The organism is Desulfofundulus sp. TPOSR (assembly GCF_011393055.1).
In the GTDB taxonomy this organism is placed as follows: domain Bacteria; phylum Bacillota; class Desulfotomaculia; order Desulfotomaculales; family Desulfovirgulaceae; genus Desulfofundulus; species Desulfofundulus kuznetsovii.
Genome location: NZ_JAAOEF010000005.1, coordinates 24,148 through 43,424 on the forward strand (window position 1 = coordinate 24,148; position 19,277 = coordinate 43,424).

20 protein-coding genes are annotated in these 19,277 nt (G+C 54.8%); 19 read left to right on the plus strand and 1 reads right to left on the minus strand.

The features are described 5' to 3' along the window. Window positions 1–78 precede the first annotated feature (78 nt). From G7K71_RS18620 to G7K71_RS18700, 17 genes are all read left to right on the plus strand, one after another. Entirely contained in the window at window positions 79–552 is a 474-nt protein-coding gene (locus G7K71_RS18620; protein ID WP_166349709.1) for a hypothetical protein, read from the plus strand. 181 nt (window positions 553–733) lie between these two features. Next, window positions 734–976 carry a hypothetical protein gene (locus tag G7K71_RS18625; RefSeq protein ID WP_166349712.1) on the plus strand — a complete coding sequence of 81 codons (243 nt, stop codon included), beginning with the start codon at window positions 734–736 and terminating at the stop codon, window positions 974–976. Beyond that, a complete protein-coding gene (locus G7K71_RS18630; RefSeq protein WP_166349714.1) occupies window positions 963–1,346 on the plus strand; it encodes a hypothetical protein in 384 nt (127 codons plus the stop codon). The genes G7K71_RS18625 and G7K71_RS18630 overlap by 14 nt, the downstream gene beginning before the upstream one ends. A gap of 15 nt (window positions 1,347–1,361) precedes the next feature. After that, window positions 1,362–1,718: a hypothetical protein gene (locus tag G7K71_RS18635; RefSeq protein WP_166349717.1), complete on the plus strand. Its 357-nt coding sequence runs from the start codon at window positions 1,362–1,364 to the stop codon at window positions 1,716–1,718. Window positions 1,719–1,732: 14 nt separating this feature from the next. Continuing rightward, window positions 1,733–2,035 carry a PrgI family protein gene (locus G7K71_RS18640; RefSeq protein WP_166349720.1) on the plus strand — a complete coding sequence of 101 codons (303 nt, stop codon included), beginning with the start codon at window positions 1,733–1,735 and terminating at the stop codon, window positions 2,033–2,035. A 206-nt stretch (window positions 2,036–2,241) separates the two neighbouring features. Further along, window positions 2,242–2,844 (plus strand): hypothetical protein, encoded by a 603-nt coding sequence (locus tag G7K71_RS18645; RefSeq protein ID WP_166349722.1) that lies wholly within the window; start codon window positions 2,242–2,244, stop codon window positions 2,842–2,844. Beyond that, window positions 2,786–4,669 (plus strand): VirB4 family type IV secretion system protein, encoded by a 1,884-nt coding sequence (locus tag G7K71_RS18650; RefSeq protein ID WP_166349725.1) that lies wholly within the window; start codon window positions 2,786–2,788, stop codon window positions 4,667–4,669. Before G7K71_RS18645 ends, G7K71_RS18650 begins: the two co-directional genes overlap by 59 nt. Further along, window positions 4,666–5,157: a hypothetical protein gene (locus G7K71_RS18655; protein WP_166349727.1), complete on the plus strand. Its 492-nt coding sequence runs from the start codon at window positions 4,666–4,668 to the stop codon at window positions 5,155–5,157. The genes G7K71_RS18650 and G7K71_RS18655 overlap by 4 nt, the downstream gene beginning before the upstream one ends. A 679-nt stretch (window positions 5,158–5,836) precedes the next feature. Continuing rightward, the gene (locus G7K71_RS18660; RefSeq protein ID WP_166349730.1) at window positions 5,837–7,192 is read left to right on the plus strand and encodes a hypothetical protein; all 1,356 of its coding nucleotides are present in this window, start codon (window positions 5,837–5,839) and stop codon (window positions 7,190–7,192) included. Window positions 7,193–7,751: 559 nt separating this feature from the next. Next, window positions 7,752–9,509 (plus strand): M23 family metallopeptidase, encoded by a 1,758-nt coding sequence (locus G7K71_RS18665; RefSeq protein ID WP_166349733.1) that lies wholly within the window; start codon window positions 7,752–7,754, stop codon window positions 9,507–9,509. 798 nt (window positions 9,510–10,307) lie between these two features. Beyond that, window positions 10,308–10,502: a hypothetical protein gene (locus G7K71_RS18670; protein WP_166349736.1), complete on the plus strand. Its 195-nt coding sequence runs from the start codon at window positions 10,308–10,310 to the stop codon at window positions 10,500–10,502. A gap of 55 nt (window positions 10,503–10,557) precedes the next feature. Then, window positions 10,558–12,666, plus strand: a complete 2,109-nt coding sequence (locus G7K71_RS18675) for a diguanylate cyclase (RefSeq protein ID WP_166349739.1) — start codon at window positions 10,558–10,560, stop codon at window positions 12,664–12,666. Window positions 12,667–12,998: 332 nt separating this feature from the next. Further along, complete coding sequence (locus G7K71_RS18680; protein ID WP_166349742.1) at window positions 12,999–13,253, plus strand: hypothetical protein; 255 nt, start codon at window positions 12,999–13,001, stop codon at window positions 13,251–13,253. Between the two features lie 189 nt (window positions 13,254–13,442). Further along, window positions 13,443–14,345: an Rpn family recombination-promoting nuclease/putative transposase gene (locus tag G7K71_RS18685; RefSeq protein ID WP_166349745.1), complete on the plus strand. Its 903-nt coding sequence runs from the start codon at window positions 13,443–13,445 to the stop codon at window positions 14,343–14,345. A gap of 459 nt (window positions 14,346–14,804) precedes the next feature. After that, the gene (locus G7K71_RS18690; RefSeq protein WP_166349748.1) at window positions 14,805–15,095 is read left to right on the plus strand and encodes an AbrB/MazE/SpoVT family DNA-binding domain-containing protein; all 291 of its coding nucleotides are present in this window, start codon (window positions 14,805–14,807) and stop codon (window positions 15,093–15,095) included. Next, window positions 15,076–15,522, plus strand: a complete 447-nt coding sequence (locus G7K71_RS18695) for a putative toxin-antitoxin system toxin component, PIN family (RefSeq protein ID WP_166349751.1) — start codon at window positions 15,076–15,078, stop codon at window positions 15,520–15,522. Before G7K71_RS18690 ends, G7K71_RS18695 begins: the two co-directional genes overlap by 20 nt. Window positions 15,523–15,761: 239 nt before the next feature. Next, window positions 15,762–16,697, plus strand: coding sequence for a copper amine oxidase N-terminal domain-containing protein (locus G7K71_RS18700; RefSeq protein ID WP_166349754.1), 936 nt, complete (start codon window positions 15,762–15,764; stop codon window positions 16,695–16,697). 95 nt (window positions 16,698–16,792) lie between these two features. On the opposite strand, the gene G7K71_RS20315 is transcribed toward G7K71_RS18700, so the two are convergent. Then, a complete protein-coding gene (locus G7K71_RS20315; RefSeq protein ID WP_166349849.1) occupies window positions 16,793–16,855 on the minus strand; it encodes a hypothetical protein in 63 nt (20 codons plus the stop codon). 89 nt (window positions 16,856–16,944) lie between these two features. On the opposite strand from G7K71_RS20315, the gene G7K71_RS19670 reads away from it, so the two are divergent. Next, a complete protein-coding gene (locus G7K71_RS19670; protein WP_395858293.1) occupies window positions 16,945–18,582 on the plus strand; it encodes an Athe_2463 domain-containing protein in 1,638 nt (545 codons plus the stop codon). A gap of 52 nt (window positions 18,583–18,634) precedes the next feature. Further along, on the plus strand, window positions 18,635–19,222 hold the full coding sequence (locus tag G7K71_RS18710) for a hypothetical protein (protein WP_166349757.1): 588 nt from the start codon (window positions 18,635–18,637) through the stop codon (window positions 19,220–19,222). The last annotated feature ends 55 nt before the right edge of the window (window positions 19,223–19,277 follow it).

Consider the following 19,277-nt stretch of genomic DNA (forward strand, 5'->3'; position numbering starts at 1 on the left):
ACGAAAAAAATAGTATTTCACAATAAAGGCAGAGTTATTTAAGATACCTGGAAACTGCCGCTTTCGGGAGGGGCGGTGGTGGCGGGTGTACCTCCCGATTTTTGCGGCCCGCGGGAATGCGGGCTTTTTTATTGCCATCTTCATATATTAAAAGGGGGAATTTACATGAGCCGAAATTCCAGGTATAAGCAGAAAAAACAAGAAGAAGAGAGGAACGCTATCAAGGAAAGTTTAAAAGAAAAAGAAGAAGAACTTCTGAAAAAGCTACGTCATTATGTTGAACTTATGAAAAAATCTATAGGTAAAGATACATACGTATTTTACGATCAGGTAGTTAAAAAAATATTAGAGTGTCTTCGTGACATTAAATGGGCAATTAATACTGATCCCCAATATTACTCATCTGCGAAAGTAAAAATTGCCATGGATGAATTTAGAATTGCTGTACTGGAAGATGTATACAAAGCCATGGAAGAACAAGCTGCCGGATTGCATGAAAGTGAGTTGGAAGAAATAGAACAGTATCTTAAATCTGTGAGTAGAGAAATATGACAGCAGGCTGGCTTATCTAAGGTGACGAGTTAAACATGCGAATACTATACACCCTAACTCATTTGCCCGGTTTTGACCGGGTTCTTCTTTTTGGAGGTGGTGGTAGAAGCGGAGAAAAAAGGAATTTGTATTTCTAGTTTATAGTAGCAAAGTAAAAATATTAAAGAGGAGATGTTTATTCGTGCATAAGAACCCCGGACTTGCGGCGGTGTTGAGTTTTTTGGTTTGCGGTCTTGGCCAGATCTACAACGGCCAGGTCGGCAAGGGCATTGCGCTTTTCGTAGCGGCAGGTATTACCGGCCTGCTCTGCGCGGTGGTAATCGGATTTATTTTGTTGCCGGTCGTGTGGATATACGGCATCTACGATGCCTACAGGACGGCTGAGATAATTAACAAGGGGGCTGGTGAAAATGTTGGCGGGTAAAGCCGGAATCACCCTTCTGCTTTTTGCCGTGCTGCTGGTTCTGGCAGCACCCGCCCTGGCTGACGACCAGCAGGTTCCGTCGGCGGGTTCCACCGGGATCCAGCCGGTGAGCCCGGACCAGTTTGCACAGAAGGTCAATACCATGATTGACGGCGCCTACAAAGCGGCCGGTCCCGTGACCGACGCCGTGGCCAAGATCATGCTGGCTGTGGCGGGCGTGGCCGCGCTGCTGGTACTCTTCAGCGGGATGAAACTCTTCCAGAGGGTGCTGGGCGCGGTCCTGTGCGTGGGTTTTGGCCTGTTGCTGTTCTATGGCGCGCCGTACGTTGTCGGTTTGATCAAGGGCCTAGCCCAATATGCGACGAGGTAAGGGGGGATGATGAAAATGTTCAGTAAAAGGCTCAAGAAATTTGCAGGTGCGCTTGGTACGCTGGCCGCCGGCATACTTTGGGCGGCTGCTCCTGCTTTAGCTGCCGGATTGCAAGAGCAGAACCCCGACCAACTGACGGACAAAATTATCGAACTGGTGAATAAAGTAGGTGTGCCCGTCGGCGGCGCACTGCTATTCCTCTCCGTGTGCGTGGCGGCCATTGAACTGATCATGGCCCGGGGCAGGCCCGAAGAGCGGGCCAGGGTGATGAGCGGCCTGCTGTACATTGCCATTGGGGGGATCATACTCGGGGGCGCGCTGTTCTTTGCCGGAGTGTTCTTCGGTATCGGTAAGAGTGTTTTTGGCGGTTAGGGGGAGATGGTTTTATGCGTCTTTTCCCTGTCCCCATGGACTTAACTGAAGAGGAAAAGATTCTCGGCGGTGTGCTTTCCCTGCGGCAGGTGGTCTACCTTCTGGGGGGCGGCGTGGCCGCCGTTTTTGCTCTGGTGTTTATGAGGCTGCTTCACGTGCCGTGGGTGCTGGCCTTCCCGGCGGGTGTGCTGTGGTTTGCGGCGGGGATATATTTCAGTTTCGGCTCGCTGGCCGGGATGGGTGCGGACGAGTACCTGTTCAGGTGGTTTCTATACCGGCTGCGGAAGCGCCGGTACGACTGGGGGGATGAGCTATAGTCATAGGCTTCATATTCTTTTTCCTGGCGATAGCCGTTGCGGTATCCCTGCCCTTCATCCTGCGCTGGGTTGACAACCGCGCGGAAAGCGGCAGGTGGCGGAAAAACGCGGGCAAGCATGACACGCAGAAAGAAGAGGGTGAAAGCCGCAGGAAGGGCGGCCCCAGCCTGCGCGACCTCTGGGAGATAAAAGACATCAGGGACGGGGTGGTGCACCTCACCCGCTCGCGCTACCGCATGATCCTGCGCCTGACGCCGGTGAACTTCGACCTGCTTTCCGAAGGAGAGCAGCACGTGATCGAGAACGCCTTGATGGCCGTATGCCAGGGGCTGGACTTTCCCGTGCAGTTTTTGTGCACGGCGGAAGTGGTGGACACCCGGGCGGCGATGGCGGAACTTTACAGCCATGCCGCTGGGGAAATGTCCGCCGTACGGCAAAACTACGCAGAGGTGCTCTTATCCTACCTGGACACCCTCATGTCACAGCGGGCAGTGCTGGTCAGGCGCTCCTACGCAGTTGTCGGCTGCGACGGGCAGCCCTATGAAAAGACCCGCGGGATACTGGAACACCGCGCCGCTGCGCTGGCAGGTGCCCTGTCCCGGGCGAAAGTCGCGGCGGTAGTACTGTCCAGTGATGAGATTGTGGACCTGCTGCACCACCTGCTCAACAGGAACAAGGTCGTGCGGCCGTCCGACCTGGTGGGAGCAGGGGCATTGGACCTGTGCGTGAGCGGAAAGGGGGTCATTACAGGTGTTCAAACGGAAAAAGCAAAAGCAAACCTTGCATCAGAGGGAGTACTCGCTGGATGACGGCATTCCGGCGGTGCAGGACCTTTTCATCCCGGACGGGCTCGAAGAGGAGAAAGATTACCTCTATCTTGGCCTGTCCAGGTACTGCCGGATATTTGCGATATCGAAATGGCCACGGGACGTGCACGTAGGGTGGCTGGACGAAATATTCCAGGTGGGCAACGTTGACCTGGCGGTGTATGTACGGCCCGTGCCCGACAGGAAGGTAGTGAAGGATCTCACCGGGAAGGTGGTCTCGGCGCAGTCGCAGTGGATCGTGGAGAAAAACCGGGGCAGCATCATGCGCCTGCCCGAGCTGGAGAACGTCATCAGGGACCTGGAAACCATCCGGGAGGCCATACAGTGCAACCGGGACCGGATGTTCCACGTCACGGTGCTGATAGCCGTCCACGGTACCAGCGAAGAGGACCTGAACATGCGGTGCGAGCGGGTCGAAGACATCCTGGCCCGCCGGGCAACGGAAGTGCGGGCGCTCACCTTCAGGCAACTGGAGGCGCTGAAGAGCGTTCTGCCTGCGGGCAACCTGTGCATTTACGGCCGGGGTACCTTCAGGAACCTTACCCTGGGCGGCACGGCATCGGTGCTGCCCGTGTCCAGCTCCGCCTTCTCCCACCCGACCGGGGCGTTCCTGGGATACACCAGCGCGGGCAGCCCGGTTTTCTTCGACCCTTTCATCGGGCCGCCGTGGCTGCCCAACCAGCACGTGGCCGTCTTCGGCTATCCCGGCAGCGGTAAAAGCGTGACGCTGAAAATCTTCTGCGGCAGGTTGTCCCTGATGGGAGTGAAAGTGCTGATTTTCGACCCGGAAGGGGAGTACAGGGAAGCGGCGAAAAACCTCTACGGCGGCGAGATAGTGCCCGTGGCGGCCGGTGTCCCGGCAGGCATGAACCCGCTGGAAATAGAGGTTGAGCGTGACCCGGATACGAAAAAGGAGTACATCAACATAAGCGACAAGGTGGCGGACGTGCGGGCGCTGGTGGCCACCATTGTGCGCGGGTTTGCCAACCGGCCCCTGGAGCCTGAAGAGATAGCCGTACTGGAGGAAGCGGTGCGCGAGCTGTACGCCGAGCGGGGCATAACCTCCGACCCGGCCAGCCTGTACGAGCCGGGCGGCAGGAAACTGCCTGACGGTAGTTTCGCGGTGGGAGGCGTGAGGAAGCGGATGCCCACGCTGTCCGACCTGCATGCGAAACTGGGGGAAAAGCCCGGGACAGAAAAACTGTGCCTGATCTTAAAACCCTTCCTTAGAGGAAAATCCCTGGGCATGTTCGACAGCGAGACGGAGAGGGACCTCACCGCGCCGGTGGTGGTCTTCGACCTCTCGCGGATCAGGGACGAGTTCACCAAGTTTTACGCCATGTTCGTCGTGCTGACCTGGGCCTGGCACCGGTTTGCGCTGCGGCACACCGGCAAGAAAATGGTGGTGATCGACGAGGCGTGGATGTTCGTGAAGTGGCCTGACTCGGCGCAGTTCCTGGAGACCCTGGCCCGCCGGGGCAGGAAACACGACACCGCGCTGGTGGTAGCCAGCCAGTACGTGGAGGAATTCCTGGCCCGTGAGGAAGGCCGATCGGTGATAGACGGCTGTGCCACGAACATCCTGCTGGGCCAGAACCCGTCCGTTGTGGACCAGGTGGTGGAGGTGTTCAAACTGCCCAAAGGCATGGGTGAAAGGCTCCAGATTTTTACCCAGGGCAGGTGTATAATAAAAGTTGGTGGTAAAACCTTGCAGGAAGCGGGCGGCAACATGGCGGAAGTGCAGGTGACGGCACTGCCCTATGAAATGCCCTTCGTCCGTACGGGAGGGAAGGGGGAACCGCAATGAGCTACGGTTATGGTTATAACTACAGTTGCTGGGAAACGGACGCCGCAGCCCGGGGCCTGGTGTACGACCCCTACACCGGCGAGTATGTGGAGCCCTGGAATGCGTACGGTAACTACGAGGAGGCCGTGGCGGGCGGCGGTGCGCTGGCCATCCTGGCGGCCCTGGAGCTGGTCTGGGGACTCGTGGTCGGAATTATCCTCCTGGTCTCACACATCGTGCTGAAGATATTCGAGTGGTACGACGCCCGGCTGGAGTACAGGCGCCTGCACGAGAAAAAAGAGCCTCTCGGTTACCAGTACGACGCACAACTGAAAAAGTGGGGCACCGGGGTGCGGGAGAGGCTGGTTCTGACGGAATGGGGACTCCTCCCGGAAGAAGAGTTTCAGCTTCGGATGGACTTTCGGAGTTCACGTCCCCCTTCTACTGGGACCGGTGAAAGGGGTCGCTGGCGGCTCGAAGGGAACGGGATGGTTAGGGATGAGACGTAAACTCACTTGCCTGCTCGCATTGCTTTTTATATTTACTTTCACGCTTCCAGCCTTTGCCGTTGACAGTTTCACCGCCGTCCGGAACGAAGACGGAAGCGTAACGCTCAAGTGGTCCGGCGGCGAAACGGGTAAAAAGCTTACAATACAGCGGACCGTTGGTGATAAGGGGATAGGTTACAGCAATCTTGCGGAAGTGCCCCAGACGGATGGGAACTACACCGACCGGACCGCCGACAGAAATACCACGTACACCTACCGCCTGCACTTCGGCATAGGAGCGTTTACGAACGATATCACGGTGCAGCCGTACTCTCCCAAGCCGTCGTCTCCGGGCGATGCACCATCTGGGTCGCCCGGAAACGACATCCGGGACGAAGGCGGCTTTTTTGAAAGAGCCGTTGCTGCTGTGTTTGATGGGTTGTACAAGGTCTTCACGAACCTGACTGGCAGGTTCGGCTTCAAACCGATAGGGGAACTCATCCTGCAGGTTGAGGCCAACGCATACGACCTCATGGCCCCGGCCCCGTTTTTGCCGGAACAGTGGGACACGCAGGATGGACTCTACGGAGGCATGGCGGGTGTTGGCTTGGCGCTATACCTGATCGCTGTGCTTGTGGCAGCAGGTAGGTTCATAGGCGCCGGAATTTCGAGAAGTCCGGAAGCAAGGGCGGAAGCGTCATTGCAGCTCTGGCGGATGTTTTTCGCGCTTATTATCATCGCCGGCGCGCCTGTTGTCGTGCGCACACTATGCGTCCTGAACAACGCCCTGGTGGAGGCCATCAGGACGGCCGCAGGTGACGGGAGTGGGCACCTGACCGACATTTTATCCGACGCCTGGCTTTCGAACCTGCATACCGGATCCGTGCTCGGCACTGCCCTGGTGAAAGTGGTATTCGCCTGGGCCGGGTTCTGGATAAATATCATCTTCTGGGTGCGGAACTGGGTCGTTTTCGTCCTGTATGTCTTCACACCTATAATGGCGCTACTCTGGGTTATGAATAAGAACGTAACCGCGGCAAGCATCTGGCTCGGTGAACTGCTGACGAACACATTTCTCCAATCGGCGTATGCGCTAGCAGCCGTGGTCATTGTGGTTTCCATAGCGAACAGCAACATAGGCTGGCCTCAAAAAGTCTTGGGTGCGTACATGATAATCACGCTTGGGGGCATGTTGCGCAACGGCCTGCAGGGACTATGGACCAGGTGGGCCGGTATTGAGGAGGAAGGCGTTGCCGCGAAAGCCCTCGGCATGTTCGGGCTGGGCGGCATAGCCGGCGTGGGGCGGCTGGTCGCCGCCAGTATTGCGGCCCCGTCCGTGGCGGGAGCTCCCGGCGGCACGGGTGGCACCGGTACCGCAGGTGGCTCTCCTATAAACCTGCAGGGCACCGCGGCACCTCCAGGAACCGCAGGTTCAACGATTACATCTCCAGGCGCAGGTGCCGCCACCGGGGGGCCTCCGGGATGGACAGTATCGCCGGGAGGTTTGTTCGTCCCCGCGTCATCGAGCACTACGCCCGCAGGTATTGCGTCCGGTGCCGGAACGCAGGCTGCTGCGGGTCTGCAGTCAACTGCTACAACAGGCAGCGGGCTCCCCGTCCACCAGAACCCCCTGATCAGGTCGATGGATTACGGCCGGGTGACCAGGAACGTGGTCCAGGGCGTGGTCTCCACTGTAGGAGCGGCTGGCTCGGCCGTTATGCCCGGCGGCGACCGCGTGCTGCGTGTTGTGGCGAAAGGCGCGGGTATGGCTGCGCAGGTTGCCGCCACTGCAGGCGGCATGATGTACCACTCCTACCAGCGTGCAAAACAGGGCAGTGGGGGAGCCGTGGAAACCGTGCGCAGGCTGCCGGGGGCCGCACTCCAGACCCTCAAGGATGGTACCAACGTACAGCAGGGAGGCGTCTACGGGGCTGCGAAGGCGACCTTCAAAGCGGCTACTGCCGCTACGATAGACGCCGTGTCGCCCAATTCCACGCCGGTGGTGGCGAAAAGATTGACCGGGTCGAGCCTGGATGGGTACAGGTTCAGGCCCTGAGCATTATCGCAAAAGTTGGGGTGGGCCGGATAATGATGTCCGGCCCGCTCTTTTTTTGATCCAGGTAAAAATGCCCTTCAGCCTTACAGCCGCAAGGCTTTCCGGGGAAAGGAGGGTTCCCAGTGGGGAAATTTTTGATGATTGTGGGCATGGCGGGTCTGTTCCTGTCGATTACTGGGATTGCGATCTTGTTTCTGCCCGGATGTCCGTATTCCGCGGCTCTTTGGTCAAAGAAACATACTCTTGTATACATGTTGTGCCTGATATCCTGTGGGCTGTGTATCCTGGGTTTGTATCTGGCTGGTTTATTAATTTAAAGCCGGGGGAGAAGGAGTGTTTCCAATGGGGAAATTTATGACTTTTCTGGGTATAGGGGTCTGCTCCCGTCAAGCGTTGCGCTTGCGTTTTGGATTCTGCTTACCAGATGTCCTCATTCCTATCCTCTCTGGTTAAGAAGATTTTGCCTTGTATGCATGTTGTACCTGGTATCCTGTGGGCTTTATGTCCTGGGTTTGTATTTGGCTGGTTGATCGATTTACAGCTCGGGGGAGGTGGTTAGGTGGAATACCTGAAAAAGGTTGCCGGGAGGGCCGTGAAAAGGGCCGCCCGGGCCGGGGCGAGGAAACTTTTGCTCCTGCTCCTCCCGTACCTGGCACCGTTCATTCCCTTCCTGGTGTTCCTCTTTCTGATAGCGGTGCTGGTTGCCGCGACGTACTCTGCCATGGCTCCCGGCAGTTACCTGACGGGTATCAACCCATCCCCGGAAGACAAGGAAATCCAGCGGAAATATGAGCAGCTGTGTAATAAGTACAACATCGCGGACACCTGGCTGGTCAACCCTGGCAAACCATCCAGGCCGAGGCCGGGCAGTCCCAATTACGAGTCCTCCCCGGACAACCCGTTTTACCCGAACCGGGGCAGGAGGGCGAACATTGGGGCGATGGTGGACAGGTACCGCCAGGACTTCAAATTGAGGCTGACCTGGGGGCAGGTTCACGGGGCGTGCCTCTTCCGAAATTACGTCACGGGAGAACAGGAAATAACGGACGAGCAGCGGGAGAAGACGGCGAAGGACCTGCACCCGTACTTCTACTACAAGGAATCCGAAGTGATAGTCTGCGGCAAGGACGGATGCAAGCCGCACACGGTTTACCTCCTGGTTGAGGCGTACACGGTCCAGGGCCACTACCAGTACCACTACGAGTGGGTTACGGAAACCCACGGCGAAGGGAAAAACGCCTACACCGTCACTTATGAAAGATTGAGGGACGTACAGCAGATCCTACCGGACAAGTGGCAGCGGCTCAAGGACTGGATGAAGCAGGAATATAACCTGGAAAACAACGCCGACGAATTGGAACTGGCCCGCACGTGGCTCTGGGAGGCCACCCGGGGGTTTGACGAGCAGACGGAGTGGCTCAACTGGCTGGTGAACAACGTCAGCTACTCCTCCATTGCCTCTTCGGCCATGATCCCTCCGGAATTGATACCGTTCTTCAAAGAAGCGGAGGAGAAGTACGGTATACCCTGGTGGTTCCTGGCGGCAATGGCCTTCAAGGAATCGTCCTTCAACCCCGGGGCGGAAAACCCGGACACCCACTGCTACGGGCTGATGCAGGTCTCCCCGTCGAACTGGGAGCATTACGCCCCCCTGCTGGGGTTTGACCCGGTGATGGACAGGGACAACCCCCGGGCGCAGGTGATGGTGGGGGCTTACCTGCTGAAAAACTACCTGGGGAACGTGGACTGGGAGGGCGACTGGAAGGAGCAGACCCTGCCGGTTCTGGTCAGGTACGGCGGGTTTGTCGAGGTACCTCCTGACAAACCCTACAGTTCTGTCGAGGAGTGGTGCCGGGCGGAGTACGCGTCTATCATTTGGGAGCTGGCGGAAAGTTTCCGGGACGTGTCGGGTACCTGGCCGGTGCCTGGTTACGAAACAATATCGTCCTATTTCGGCTGGCGCATCCGTTTTACGGGCGAAAAGCAGTTCCATAAAGGTATAGACATACCGGCACCTGAAGGGAACCCAGTGGTGTCGGTTTCCGGCGGCGTGGTGACCTTTGTCGGGTGGGAGAACCCGAACGACCCGGGTCAGGGGTACGGCCTCTACGTGACCGTCCGTGACGGGCAGCACCTGTACCTGTACGCACACCTGAGCCGTACGGATGTGGTAAAAGGCCAGACCGTCCAGCCGGGCCAGCAGGTAGGCGCGGTGGGCAACACGGGTTCCTCCACCGGGCCGCATCTGCACTTCGGAGTACAGGATCTGAGCGGTGGCAATTGGATCGACCCGCTGCTGGTGGTGCAGCCGCAGTAGTTGCCGGGCATACGCCCGGTTTTTCTTTTTGGGGAGGTGCTCGTATTGGGAGACAAGAATCTGAAGCGGATTAAGATCGTAAGTAGATGTACAGGTTTGCTGCGGCGTGCCTGGAACTTTCCGCCACCAGGGATATATCACAAGGAGTATGAGAGAGACTTTGGACCGCGGCTTGGTTTCAGGTTGTTTCTTACTTCAGTAATAGGAATGCCGCTTTGCGTATTGCTTTGGAAAGTTTTGGGTTTAATTTCATGGGTCAGCGCAAACACTCGATTTTGGGTTTGCGTCTTGGCTCTTCTGTTCTGGTGTGGTTTCTATTTTGTTTATTGGGTCTGGAAGAACGAGCCTTAAAATGGAGGTGATGTTTGATGATAAGGCGGAATTTGCGCTTCTCTGGGCTTCTGGATAGTTACCGGTTCTGTGATCTTGACATCTGTTGGTCCCGCGACTCTGACATCTATGGTCTTGCGTCTGAATTGAGGAGTGGAAGCAAAACATGAGAGGATGAGGTCGGTTGACTGTTTACCGTTTACTGGAAAGATTCAACAAACTTCTATCTGAGCTGAAGGCAACAAAAGGTAAGCTGAACAGGGCTTGCAAAACGGCTGGCGTCAGACCGGTGACACCGGTTTGCCGTAATTGTTTGGGAGTCCGGGTCAACCGGGCGCGGTCGAATCTGCCCGGGGGGATGCGCAGGCGTGGGTTTTGAAATAGGAGCAAAGAAACCCGTCCGGCCCTGGGAGCCAATTGCCGGGTATATTCCCATCGCGCACTGAACCGAAAACTTCGCAGGAGTGTTTGATTGGCAATGGACTGTATTCAGAGGCATTTAAGAAGAATGAGGCTGTTGAGAATATCTCTGCTATTGATGGCAACTGGTTTTGGACTTGGTTTTGCAGGTTTGAAACTACTGGCCTTAATAATTCTGATTATGGGGTCGTTTTTGTGGATAGTGGTGACGGTTTTATTAATGTTGAGGTTGTAGATTTCTAACCCGGGCCTGGCATTAAACCATTTTTGGTGCCTGGGGGGGGAGGAGGTGGGCTGATTGCGCGTTCTAACGGCTACGGGTCTTGAAGAACTTGACAGGGACATTTCGGCTGGTTTGTCCGGGCGAGGAAAAGATACCGCCGGTGAGTGCTATTACCGCGAGGGTCTGCTTTCTCTTGCAAAAGACCGCGGGGCGGACGTGGTGGTTCTCTCCTTCCACCTGCCCGGCCAGGCAGACATGGTGGATCTGGTGAAGGAGCTCCGCATGGCCGGCCTGCGCGTTATACTGCTGCCCGGTCGCCGGAACGATAAAAAAGCGGTGGACCTGGCCCGGAAGGCCGTGGCCCTGGGCGTATATGATCTGGTCTGGGATCCGGTAAGTCCGGAGGCGGTAGTTAACCGGGTACTGAACCCGGCCACGCTGGCTGAAGCGGGCTTTGAGCCGGACGAAAATGTTGTCAGTATTCCGGCTGTGAAGGAGCATACCGAAGTGAAAGGTATGCTGGGGAAGCTGGCCGGCAGGTTCAAGCGCGGCCGGAAACGGGGTTTGGAAAAGCACCAGGAAGAACCGCTGTCCCATAAAACATGGAATGGCCCTGAAGGACAATTTATAGAACCCGACCCGGAAATGCTGCATATAAAAACAGCTCTCCCGCAGCTACCTCCGGACTTCGCAGTTCTGGGAAATATCCCCGGTGCCCGGTGTTACGACAATGCTCAGGACATTGTTGCAGCCAGTCCAACAGCAGTGGTAATCCCGGCTGATCGACAGGACCTGGTTGAAACAATTAAATCTCTGCGCCGGGACTTCCGGTTTCTGACATTGCCTGTTGTCATCCTGGGGGATTGTGACACCGCCTGCTGTTACCGGGCCGGCGCGGACGAATGTATTACCGTGCTGGACGGTCCGGCCATTGAGCGTATACGCGCCCGGGCGACAAGAATGAAGGAAATGTGGGCACAGGCCGAAAGGGACCCTTTAACCGGCCTGTATAACCGCCGGTTCCTGGAAAAGTACCTGGCCGAGCAGGAACGGCGCTACCGGGAGACCGGGGTGCCGTTTTCGCTGATGATGGCTGACCTTGATCATTTTAAAGCCGTCAACGATACTTACAGCCATGATGCCGGGGACGCGGTTTTGCGCGAATTTGCCAGCTTCCTGGCCAGCGGCGTAAGACAAACCGATGTAACGGTCCGGTATGGCGGGGAAGAATTCATTGTCGTTTTCCCCGGTACCGGCGATGCCCGGGAAATAACCGAGAGATTATGCCGGAGCTGGGCCGGACGCCGGATAAAGCTGCCGGATGGTCAGGTAATCCAGAGCACTTTTTCGGGCGGCCTGGCCGTGATAGGCCGGGATGGGCAGGATGCAGAGGCGCTGATCAGGGCTGCCGACCAGTCCATGTACCTGGCCAAACAGACCGGGCGAAACCGGGTGGTAGCAGCTGGGGACCGGGTTGAGGTGGTAGAAAAAACGGCGGTGCACCAATCCATTACCTCCCGGGCCGCTAGTTTGCCCAAGCTAGGTGATATGCCCGAAATGGCCTTGCCCCGTCCGGTTCTGCCAGTTAAAAGGAAAGAAAAGATTCATATTAAACTCCCAACATGGCGGCCGGAAATACCTAAACCGAACGTCAGCCGTATACTATCAAAAATCGCCCCGGCTCCCAAAGAAGACATTCCCAACCTGGTCGCCGTGTGGAGCCCGGCCCCGGCCGGCAAGACATTTACGGCGGTCAACCTGGCCGCGGCCTATGCCCTCAAAGGGTACCGGACGGTGCTGGTAAGCCGGGATGCTATTTCCCACTCGGGTGAAGTACACGGGCTCACCGTGCTGGATAAGGGAGAGTACCGCAGGCTGGCTGAAGAGTTCGAAGTTGTGGTGGTAGACGGCTACAGGGACGCTTTACGGTGTGCCGGGCAAATAATGCTCGTTGTGAATGTTACCTACCTGGATGCCATTACGGAGAGCCTGGACCGGGATGAGCTGGAATGGAACAAGGTATGGGTGGTGGCCAACGGTGTACCGGATGAGGAAAGAGGGCGGGTTGAAGCCGCCCTTCAGCTGAAGGTGGACTATATTGTGCCGTACACTGAAGGCAGACCGGCAACAACATTGTCGGGGCCGGGATTGGCCGAGGTGTTCAGAAGTGCCGCAGTGATTTAAGATGATGTTGTGGGATTATTGCCTGGTATTTTCCAGGCTTTTTCTTTTTTCAAGAGAATGCTACAGGCCGTCCAATAACAGAACGGCGGTCATTTGGCATTTATAAGCGATTTTTTGAACATCTTTTGGTTTAAATAGTTTATAGCTGAATCTGGAGAAAACTAAAGTCCATATTATTGTAGCAAATATAAAAAACCCAGCTATTATCGGTTTTCTTAATAAAATTTCACGTATAATTTCAAATAAAAGAAACAAGGCAATAACTGTACCTGAAAAATGAATCATTCTTTTTGTCAAATAAATAACACCACCTTGAAAGGAGGTTAAACACAATGGATAATGTTCCGAAAATTGGAGCCGTAGTACTAGCTTTGCTTCAAATTGGTATATTTGCAGCCATGAAAATAAAAGCATTTAATTTATTTTTGAAATCTATTCCCCTGTTTGATAAAATTAGTAGTTTTGGTAATAACCAAATGTTTACAGTGGTAATGATTATTGCTACAGAGATTTCTGCGGCAATAATTGTTATAGGTTTAGGCGGATATCTTCTACATTCTGTAATACGTCATAATTCCAGAAGATAAGAAAAAATCCTCTTTTCCTTATAGTATGTATTCCGACAGATCTCGCGCTTACTCGACGTTCAGAAGGGCGGCAGTGCTTTGAAAGGGATAACCAATACTGAAAGGGATAACCAACAGCCCGGATACGTCCATCCCGAAACCGCTGGCAATTTTGCGGGGAACGGGTTATAATCAACTAAAGGGCCGGTGATGATATTGCAGGAATACGACCTTATCATCAAAGCTCTCGTTGAACGGTACTCATCCCACTTTGTCCAGTTGGTGCGGGGAATACCTGCGGATAGGGTTGAGCGATTGGAAAAAGAGGCTGTAGCGGTGAAGCGGGAGTCGGACGTGCTGCTTAACGTTTGTGAGGACGGGTATGAATACATTATGCTCATAGAAATCCAGACCCGGCCGGACAGGGAAATGCCCCTGCGGTTGCTGGAGTACACGGCCATGCAGCACCGGGAATACAGGAAGCCCGTGTACCCGGTGGTGCTCAACCTGACGGGCAGGCCGCAGGAAGGCGAATACGGTTTTGACTGTCTGGACCTGACCGTGATAGCCTTCAGTTATCGGGTAATCAACCTAGCCGACTTGCCGGCCGAGGACGTTTTAAGGTATGGGCCGGTGGGGATTGTACCCCTGGTGCCGCTGATGCGGCGGCAGATGCCGGACGAAGAGCTGGTAGCCAGTTGCGCGAGACGCATAAGGGAAGCCCCAGCGGAATGGGTACCCGATCTGTATGTCGGCCTGGCTCTGTTCGCTCATCTGGGAAAAATTCCGGACGAAATCATTTTGAGGAACATCGAGGTGAGCAGGATGGAAGCGTCCCCGCTGTTTGAAGGAATCAGGCAAAAGTGGGTTAATGAAGGTATTCAGAAAGGGATACAAGAAGGGATTCAGAAAGGGTCAAGAGAAGACCGTATCGAAGCAATTCTTGAAGTTCTGGAAGAAAACACCGGGCGATACCCGGGTGAACTGGCAGTAAAACTGCGGGCGATTGAGGACATGAATACGCTGAAAATGCTTTTCCGCCGCGCAGTAAGGGTGAAAAGCCTAGAGGAGTTTCAAGCTGTTCTAAGTGACGTTCTCCCTTCAGCGAACTGAAAGATGTGCTGAGTTGAGCAAGATGGAAGCGCCCCCGTTGAGGCAGGAATGCTCACAACATCGGACGCAATCCAGATCGTAATAGTGGTCATTCTACTGCTTACCCTCGTCGTCCACATAACTGACCGGCGCAAGTAGTTGAAAACCCTTGGAACCGCCGCCTCGGTTTCCAAGGGTTTCACTAAAAGCCTCGGCAGTATGAGGCGCTCGTGCCGTCCTCTGGTGGGATTAAAACCCTCTAAACTGTGCCAGCAGTTTAGAGGGTAACCTAAAACCTCGGCAGGTCGAGGTCTCCACGCCGTTTGTTATGGTATTCCTGTTTTCACTCTAACATACGGCCTCCATAATGTCAAGGAAGTGGACTGCCCGGCACTGCCGGGCTTTTTGTTTGTAAGAACGGTTGTAATTTCTGCCTTATAGAGTATATAATAAGAGAAACTCTGAAAGGTGGAATTCCGTATGTCTGAAAGGATAGTAACAAAGCGAAGCTACCCCGTTGTTAAAAAGGTGCGTGTCTGGGGAAAGGGTCAATTTACCATCCCGTCCGAGATGAGAGAACGCCTGGGAATCAACGAGAACACAATCCTGGAAGTTTTTCAGGCCGGTAAGGCTATTGTGGCTACCCCGGAAAAGATAACGGTTAAGGAACTGGCTGCTTCCGTCCGCAAGGAAATGGCCAGAAACGATATCGACCTGGAAAAACTTTTAGCCGAGTTAAGAGAGGGTAGCCATGAGTATAAGACAGATTAAGGTGTTTCTGGATAGCAGCGTTATTATAGCTGCCCTTGCCTCAAGTACGGGTGGTTCACATGAAGTGCTGGCCCTGGCCGAGTTAGGGATAATTGTTCCCTGTATATCCGAAGACGTAGTGGGCGAGGTACTGAGGAACATTCAAAAGAAGTTGCCAGGTTGCTTGGACAGCTACTACGTCCTGTTTAAGACATTGCCGTTCAAGATAGTGGACGCAGCCAGTGAGGATCTGGAGTACGCCAGTTCATTGATCAACGAAAAGGATGCTCCAATACTGGCGGCGGCTATATCCGGTAAGGTAGATTGGCTGTTAAGCCTGGACAAGCATTTCCTGAACAGCGATTTGAAAGGGAAGGTGAACTTTGCTATCGGTACACCCGGGGATTTTCTACAAGAGCTGGTGTCTTTTCTAAAAGGAAATGGTTAACTAGGAACCTGCCCGGCTCTGCCGGGCTTTTTCTATTTTGGGGCTGCCTTCGCCCCGGCCCGTGCTATAATATTCCAGAAGGTGGTGGTTCATGGAACAAAAGTTCCTGTTCGGGCGTCAAGAGACATGGGGAGTGGTATTATGCTGAGGTTCTTCTTGTTCGTCATCATGCTGGCCCTTTTCATCATCTTCATGCCGGGAATGCGCCCGGTGTAAAAAATCAAAAAAGGAGTGGTTTTATGATTAAGCGCAGGGCATTAATTTCCATACTGGCCATTCTTCTGCTCGCCGTCCTGGCCCTCCCGGCCCTGGCCCAGCAGGAGAAAGTGGACATCTACGAAAACCAGAAGCTGGTCAAGTCCGTGGTCTTCGTGGTCGGCACCAGGGAATACTTCGTCAACGGCCAGACCCCCGGCGTAAAAATGGACGTGGCTCCTTTCGTGGAAGCCGGACGCACCTTCGTCCCCGTGCGTTTCCTGAGCAACGCCCTGGGGGTGGAGGACAAGAACATCGGCTGGAACGAAAAGGCCCGGCTGGTGACGCTGAAACAGCCGGGATATCCGGTGGTGGAGCTGGTGGTCGGCAGCAGGCAGCTCAAGTCCAACGGTAAGGTTACGAATATGGACGCGTCCCCTCTGGTCAGGAGCGGGCGCACATTCCTGCCGGCCCGGTGGGTGGCCGAGGCCCTGGGCTATCAGGTGGAGTGGGACGCCTCCCTCGGCCTGGTGGTGTGCTGGCCAAAGGGCGAGCCGAAGCCGGACGTGAGTGCGGTGAAGGAATACCTTCAAAAAACCACCAGCGAACAGGGCAGCTGGGTAGTGATTAACGGCTACAGGGTGCCCAACCCGGACGACAAGGAGATAATTTTTGATAAGTGGTCCCAATATGTGTGGATCACTAAAGCCGGGTTAAAGGTGGATACCGAGAAAACAGATCAGTCCGAATTGCAGCTCTACATCTACCCCCTCAACGCCGAGGCCTTCGAGCAGGCCAGGGAGGTGCTGGCCAGCAAGTGGGGAGATGAATTAGCTGACCAGGTAATTAATTACGCCATGCAGAAGAAGACGCGGAATACCCCGCTGCCGCTGAAGAGCTTTTTCACGCCCAACGGTCAGGAGATCTATGTTGTTGGCGACAAGACTGATGGTGTAGCCATCACAGTTTGGTTAATCTGATATGGTTTATCAAAGTTTCGTTAATGTGGGGTGTTTCCCAATGCTGAAGAAGCTAAAAAAGGTGGTTGTCTTTTTTCTTTGCACACTGATGATCTTCAGCATTCCTGCAGGTCCGGCTCTGGCCGGGCCTCCTGCTTCTCTTGAGGAGGCGAAGGCAGCGGCCAACCAGGAGCTGCTGGAGAAGTTCGGCGTACCCGACTACTTTACTGATACCAATATAAGCGGCAAGCCCCTGCGGCGGCATGAGCTGGCGGAGCCGGGTTACGGGTACTACGTCCTCACGTGGGGCGACCCCCACGGGGACATCAAAAACGGCCACCGGCGCTACGTGGGGTACACATACAATGACGAGGACTTCACCAATCCAACTTTCCCCCACGACGCCTGGGCCGGGGGCAAGCTGGAGGACAGGAACTGGATAAAACGTCCATGGGATAACAAGGAGTTGCAACAAAAATACAACATTGTACCTAACAACTTCGACGGTAGCCCCAAGCTTCTCTGGCACATCCAGGCCGGGCTGATCATCAAGTACAGCGACGTTAGCCTGCTGGCCCAATCCCCCATGTGGGAGCACTGGCACGAATACGTCCACATCATGGTGCCTCCCACGCAATACTCCTGGGGCATGGGCCGGATGTGGCACAAACGCTCGGACGGGAGTATCTGGTACATCTCCATCCCTCTGGCACCTAAAGCCCTGGACACCGAAAAGCCGGACTTCTCGGTAACGCTCGATAAGCACCAGGTCCAGGCCAAAACCGGCGATACCATAGAGTTCGTGGCCACCTTCGCCCTGAACGCCGACCACCCCAGGGCCGAAACAGCGAAGCTTACAGCTTTCCACGTGGTGGGCAGCAGCCAGTTCCAGGTGACCCTGGAACCGCTGGGTCCCGCTGATAAGCTGAACAGCGACGGCACCATAGGGTTCCAGCCCGGAGAGCAAAAGAAATACAGGGTAAGGGTGACCGCCCAAGGGCAGAACAGCAAGGTAGTGGTCAAGATCAACCCCTGGAGCGTGGCCTACGACGCAAACTGGGCCAACAACAGCGACGAGGCCCTGATCATGCTTGAGCTGCCCAACAACCTCTCCGTCCAGATAACCAACTACCCGGAGGAAGTATACTCCGGCGACCCCATCCCGGTGACCGCCCTGGTCAGGAACACCAGCGGCAAGTACGTGATGACGGACTTCCGGTGGAAGGTTGACGGGGCGGTGGTCAGGGAATACAACAACTTCGACCTGGTGACCAGCCAGGGGACCACATACACCATGACCGCCCCCAAAGTAGATGAACCACGGCTTATAACCTTCACGGCGGAGGTGAACTACAACCATAACAGGCCGCCGGACGAAGCGAGCTGGGACGACAATACTGCCACCGTCATGGTGAAGGTTTTACCCCATAAGGAGGCAGTATCCGGGGACCTGAATATGTGGATTGAAGCGCCATCGTTCGTGAACAACAGCCCCCTGCCGAAGCCCTGGACGTTCACGGTGTGGGTGAAGCCGCCCTACATACCCGAACCGCCACCGCCCCCGCCGGATGCGGATCCGCCACCGCCGCCGGTGCTGACGGTAAAGGTGACCACCGCTGGGGGCCTGCGGGGAGACAAGTACGAATACTCGACGGGGCAGCAGAACATCGTGCCGGTAGAACCCACTTTCAGTGACAGCACCACCGTACCCTACGAGGACGAAACGCCGATACCGTTCACCTTCACATTCCCCTGGAGCGGCGTATGGGGGCAGAAAACACTGGTGCACATTCACGCATCCGGCCACCTCACGGCCTGGTGCGGGGAATGGTCCGGTGAAGCCGGTAAGGACGTGACAATCGGCGAGATACCCATTCCGGGGAAGAAGCAGATATTGACCAAATAAAGATAAGGCCCGGTTAACGCCGGGCTTTTGTTTTTTAAGGAGGGGCGCGACATTGAAACCAGGTCATTGCCTGTTGAAGAGATGGATGAGATTCGCTGTTCAGCATTATATCGAAAACCCTTTTGGGAATCCGTTGATGGGTATGGAAGTGTATTTCCTTTTTCTCGGTGCGGCCGCAGCGGAAGCAATAATTACAAAATCCTACGGAGTTTCGCTTACATTCGGTGGTGTAAAAATAGAAGAACGATTTTTACCAATGCTGTTCGTTACATTTTCTTTTATTACTTCTTTGGTTTGTTTTGGAATTACCGGCTTGTTATTGTCATTAACGAAGAAGAAGATAATCATTCCGCCATATTATAAAGAACACGAAAAAGTCAATAGTGAAAAGGTATTGCTGGATGTTCTGGTTTATAAACAGTTAAAGAGATATACCACAATAAAACTCAATTTTGGAGGTTGGCTAAAAGGCGATTCAATAAGCAAGGTTTTGCTGTTTGATAAAGATGTTTATGAAAGAGTAAATAAAAAAACTAAAAGAAATAATGAGATACAGGATATGGATCATTTTAAAAGTAACAACTGTTCCTCGCGACGGCGCCGTGTTGTAGCAATTCTTAATATAGTGAAAACCGCGTAGTTTAAAGAGGCAACCTTTTGCGATGCAGAGAACAGCCTTGCCATCGCAGTAATCA